This window comes from Bacillus sp. AFS017336, from assembly GCF_002555445.1.
Classification (GTDB): Bacteria; Bacillota; Bacilli; order Bacillales; family Bacillaceae_G; genus Gottfriedia.
This window is the reverse complement of the sequence record NZ_NUCO01000072.1, coordinates 1-5178: the sequence shown is the minus strand read 5'-3', so window position 1 is coordinate 5178 and position 5178 is coordinate 1. Positions and strand designations below refer to the sequence as shown.

The window sequence follows — 5178 nt, the reverse complement described above, 5'->3', positions numbered from 1 at the left end:
AAGGCTGGGCAAGTTACTGGCACATCCGCATCATGCGCGAACTGAACCTAGACTCAAACGAAGCAATCGAATACGCAAAACTAAACGCAGGCGTTGTTCAACCATCAAAAACAGGCATTAACCCATATTATTTAGGGCTAAGGATGTTTGAAGACATAGAAGAACGATACAATCACCCATCAAAAGAAATGCGTGAGTTAGGTGTTAAACCTGGCAGCGGTCGAGAAAAAATGTTTGAAGTACGAGAGTTAGAGTCTGATAGTTCATTTATCAGAAACTACTTAACGAAAGAACTCGTCATGCGAGAAGATATGTATTTATTCCAGCGACAAGGTAAGGAGTATAAAGTTACTGATAAGGCATGGGAAAATGTACGAGATCAACTAGTCGTTAGTCGAGTAAATGGAGGATTCCCTTATATTGTAGTTCAAGAAGGAGACTATTTAAAAAATGGAGAGCTTTATTTGAAGCATTCTTATGAACATATGGAACTTGATGTGAAGTATGTTGAGAAGGTAATGCCTTATATTCATCAGCTGTGGGGTAGAGGGGTTCATTTGGAGACTAATATTGAGGGTAAGTCTGTGTTGTTTAGTTATGATGGGAAGAATATTCATCGGAAGTATATTTGAGAACGCCTTTTATAGGCGTTCTTTCTTTTGATAAATTTTTAGAGAAATATGAACAACTCCCATTTCAAGTCAACGATTTGAAATGGGGATTATCTACAGTCTAGAAGACACCACTTAATAAACATGGTGTCTTTTTCCATATTGCCTTCGTTAATCAATCGTTCCAGTTTGTCGGATTTCAACATCTGCCTTTATATGAACTTTTACGTGTGGATAATACATTTCCCATTGTTTTTCATTAAATCCTGGATAATGTTCTCTATATTTTGCTCCTAAACCTAGAGGGTCTATTTGTTGGTTCTTAAATTCGGTAACAATCTTTACGCCGTTTTTTTCTAATATTTGTTCAATCTGTTTTTGAATCCTTTTTTTATCAACAGCTACCCTTTGTTTCTTTGAAGGAGCGAATTCTTTAAGACTTGGTCTCAGTTTTAGCTGAATAATAAATTCTGGTCTATCATGTACAATTTTTACTTTATACTTTACTTTTGAACCGAGAGTTTCAATAACGACCTTATCACCATTTTCTAAAATAAATTGGTGCAAAGTATTTTTGGAGCTTTCAACTAAAGTCTTAAATATGAAAGAATCTTCTAGTGAAATAGATGTAACATATTGATCATTTTTAAAAAATGCCATTCCAGTGATCCTGATGTTTTCGTTTTCTGTTTTAATTAAAGGTAAATATGGATCCTGTCCCATTTGAAATAATTGAAATAAAAAGGTATGTAAATCAGTTCGAGGAAGTTGGCCAATTTCCATATTTTGCTCTAGCAAATTATTGACATAAATTGAAACGTTCTCATTTTTATATTTCTTTGATTTAAATAATTGATTAGCATCGCCATCAACAATTCCCAATTGAATAAGGCTCCCAATTGAAGGGTCACGATGTAAGGTGTCTACAAAATCATTGATCCCTATTTTTGCCAGTTCTTTTCCATAAAGAGCTATACGAACCTGACCACTTACCAATGGATTTTGAGTTTCGTTATTTAAGATCGAACGAATCTCTTTACTGGATTTCCCTATAGCTGTTCGGACTTCTGTAGAAGAAGTTTTGTCTTTTTTAAAAATGGGATATACAATTGTTCCCTTTATGTTCTGTTTTCCCGAAAGATCATACCCTAACCCCTGTGACATATCGATTTTATTAACAATGTAGGAGGTGGGAAAAAGGGTGCACCCTGACAATATTAAAATAAGAAACAACAAAAGCACAGACCTACTAATCATTTTGATTACCCATTTTTTAAAAGTAACAAAAAGTAAGAGTATTGGAATATAGCCGTAAAAAATCCATAAATTCATTTGAGTGATATATTTATCTAGCATATCTTTGAAGGGGTCGTTTATTATTTGACAAAGGACTACGCTTAATAGGCTAAGAATTAGTAAAATATAATTTTGCTTACTACTAAAAATTTTTTTAAAACCTCTACTGGAACACCATAATAAAAGTGCGAGTAAAGAGCTAACGATAACCAAATACATGGAGATATATAAGTATTCAAATCTCTCTAAAAAAGGCAGTGTAATTATTTTCGTAAAAGACAGTTCTGGCCAAATTGTCGTATTTAACAGTTTTTCACTATAGAAGGTAAGGGAAACAATAGAAGAAAAAGTATATAGTAAAGTAGTAAATAGAACACCTAAATGAGCAAATTTTTTTGAGGCTTTAGGATTCCTTATAAATGGATAGAACATCAGTAAAGTTTCAGTTCCAGCCGTTGTAGACATTGAGCCTTTTAAGGAATCAGACAATTCTTTTAATGAATGGCTCATTATAGGCAGTAAATTTGAAAAGTGAGCCATTTTTAACGGAAAAAAATAAAGGACGATTAACAAAATTTGCGGGAAAATAAACGATAAAAGAGACATCCCGACAACAACTCGAAATCCTCCGGAAATACAATAATAAACTGATAATAAAATTAAGGAAGCAATAATCCATGATGGTATGGTAGGAAACATCCAGACTTGAACGATCTCTATAAACTTTAGTAAAACATAAACACTTGCTAACCAATAATATATCATGATAAAAAAACTGAAAAATTTGCCTAGTATATTTCCAAAAATACTTACATGAACATCGATAATATCTCCATCGACTTTTCCTAAAAGTTTATACATCACCCATATTAACACCTGTACTAAACAACCTGCAGCTAATACACCAATCCAGGCATCATTTCCTGCTTTCGCGGCAATGATTCTTTGGAAACTTAAAATACTAACACCAACTTGCGAATTATAAATAACAAAGAAGACTAAATAAGGAGAAATCTGATGTCTTATATTCACTTTCATTTTAATTTCTCCTTTACGGTTTATTCATAAAAATCGTTCGCTGGCTCTGGTTTTTTTCCTGTACCAGTTGACTTTCTCTTTTTTTGTGGACTCAATGATGCTGGGTTTTCTTTTTGCATCGAAAAAGGGAGTCTGACCCATAAATCTTGAAATGAAGTCTTACGTATTGGATACTGGCTTAAATAGGGACGCCCGAGTGACGTTAACCGCAGTAAGTGAAGCAATGTAAATTGGTAGCCTAAAAACACTCCAAACAAACCTAGCCATTGAGCTAGAAAAATGATTGGAAACTTAATAAATCGAATGGTATTACTAAATTTATACACAGGCGCCGTATACGAAGTTAAAGCGCCAAGTCCTACTAAAATAAGCAGAATATTACTTGTTAATCCAGCTTCCACAACAGCCTGCCCGAGGACGATACCACCTACTACACCAAGGGACATTCCGATTTTAGGCGGCAGGCGGATTCCAGCCTCTTTTACCATTTCGATCATTAATTCTAAAAAAAGAGCCTCACCGAATGGGGGAAAAGGAACTGTTGCCCTTGAGCCGACAAGCGTTTCAAGTAAACTGGCAGGAATCAACTCATAATGATAAGTCATAATTGCTACATACAGCGGACTTACGAATATCGAGATATAAATAGCACTGAATCGTAATAATCGAAAGAAATTTGCAATAATCCAAGAATAACTATAATCTTCCATTGCTATAAAGGATTCCATAAAGGTAACTGGAAGAATTACTAGATTTGGTGATCCATCTACTGCAATGACAATTTTACCTTCTGTAAGACCAGCAGCTACTCGATCTGATCTTTCGGTTGAGATCGATTGAGGAAACAAGGAATTAGAATTGTCCTCAATCATGGAAGAGATATAAGAACTATCCTGAATTTGGTCATATTGAATATCGGTTATTCTTTGTATTACTGTGTTTACATTTTCCTGATCGGCAATCCCATCCATATATATAACTGCTACTCTTGTTTTTGATAGCTCTCCAACCTTCATTTCCGTGATTAGCAGTTCAGGTACTGGCAATTTTTTCCTAATTAGATTAATATTTGTGTCTAATTCTTCAATAAATCCAATTTGAGGTCCTATGGCAGAGACTTCCATAGTCGTTATGCCAACATCACGAAATTTACTGTTTGCTATATTAATTAATAAACATTCTTCATCATCTTGATGCTTTTGAATAGCTACTGACCCAATTAAAATGTTTTGGATGATTTTATTTTTATCCTTAGTTAAAATAATCTCTTGAACAGGGATTTTATTCTTTAATCCTTCGAGCGATAACCATTCCTGCAAATAAGGTAAGACATCTTTATGTAAAATGTCTGATGAGATGAGTGTGCGATAATAAGATAGCCAAAAAGGTGCATTGTCATTTAATGAAGTATGTTCGTGAACAAAATCATTTGATTTTGATAATTGTTCCGCCCAAGTTTGTTCAATTATATTTTGTGGTTCCTTTTCCTTATCTCCATTTTTTATCTTCATCCGTATCCCTCAAAACTAATTTTTTTAAATTATGTGTAAAAAAGGGAATTTTATACAAGTTTTACTCGATAAATGCTTACTTTAAATATTTGTTTCTTTTTTTGTTTTAGATGATTTCCAGCAATCTCGTTATGACCAAGAACTAGCCTCGCACAGGAACACATATGAGCTGCAGTTGGAAATTGTACCTTAATATTATTTCTTAGTTCTGCCATTCGAGTAGCGATACCAAGTATGGAACCAAGTCGTTCTAGATCTTCTTGAAAAGAACTGATAATCCATTCACCTATACTGGCTACATGTATTATTAAGAGTTAAAAATGTATTATTTAATTGAAAGATATTTTTCTCTAGAACAAGGGGGTACCGTCTTACAATCCGTTTTAATGTTATCGTAATACAACTAACCGCAAAGTTAATACTTAAAAATAATTAACGAGTAAAAACATATTCAAATTTTATAATCATTCGTTTAAGTCTTTATCCATAGGCCTGTTAAAGTTATTTTTACAGAAAAGAGGGGACTATTTTAGTAACTTATTGCTAATTAAGACGAACATATTAAAAAAAATACTTCGCATATATTTCAGGTTATATGCGAAGTATTTAGCGGATCTTTGTATTCCATAGTTTGACTATTAGGAACTATAGAATATTGTATTCGTAAGTTTAAACAGGTTATTAATTTAAAATCTTTAAGAGAAACAAGGCTGGGCAAGTTA

The 5178-nt window shown here is 33.4% G+C and carries 3 protein-coding genes; 1 reads left to right on the top strand and 2 read right to left on the bottom strand.

The features are described from left to right. Positions 1-632, top strand: a 632-nt coding sequence (locus CN601_RS22095; protein WP_179865649.1) for a SpoVR family protein, incomplete at its 5' end; no start/stop codon positions are given. Positions 633-782: 150 nt separating this feature from the next. On the opposite strand, the gene CN601_RS22090 is transcribed toward CN601_RS22095, so the two are convergent. Beyond that, positions 783-2945: a GerAB/ArcD/ProY family transporter gene (locus tag CN601_RS22090; protein WP_098172374.1), complete on the bottom strand. Its 2163-nt coding sequence runs from the start codon at positions 2943-2945 to the stop codon at positions 783-785. Between the two features lie 20 nt (positions 2946-2965). Next, positions 2966-4456 (bottom strand): spore germination protein, encoded by a 1491-nt coding sequence (locus CN601_RS22085; RefSeq protein ID WP_098172373.1) that lies wholly within the window; start codon positions 4454-4456, stop codon positions 2966-2968. Between the last annotated feature and the right edge of the window lie 722 nt (positions 4457-5178).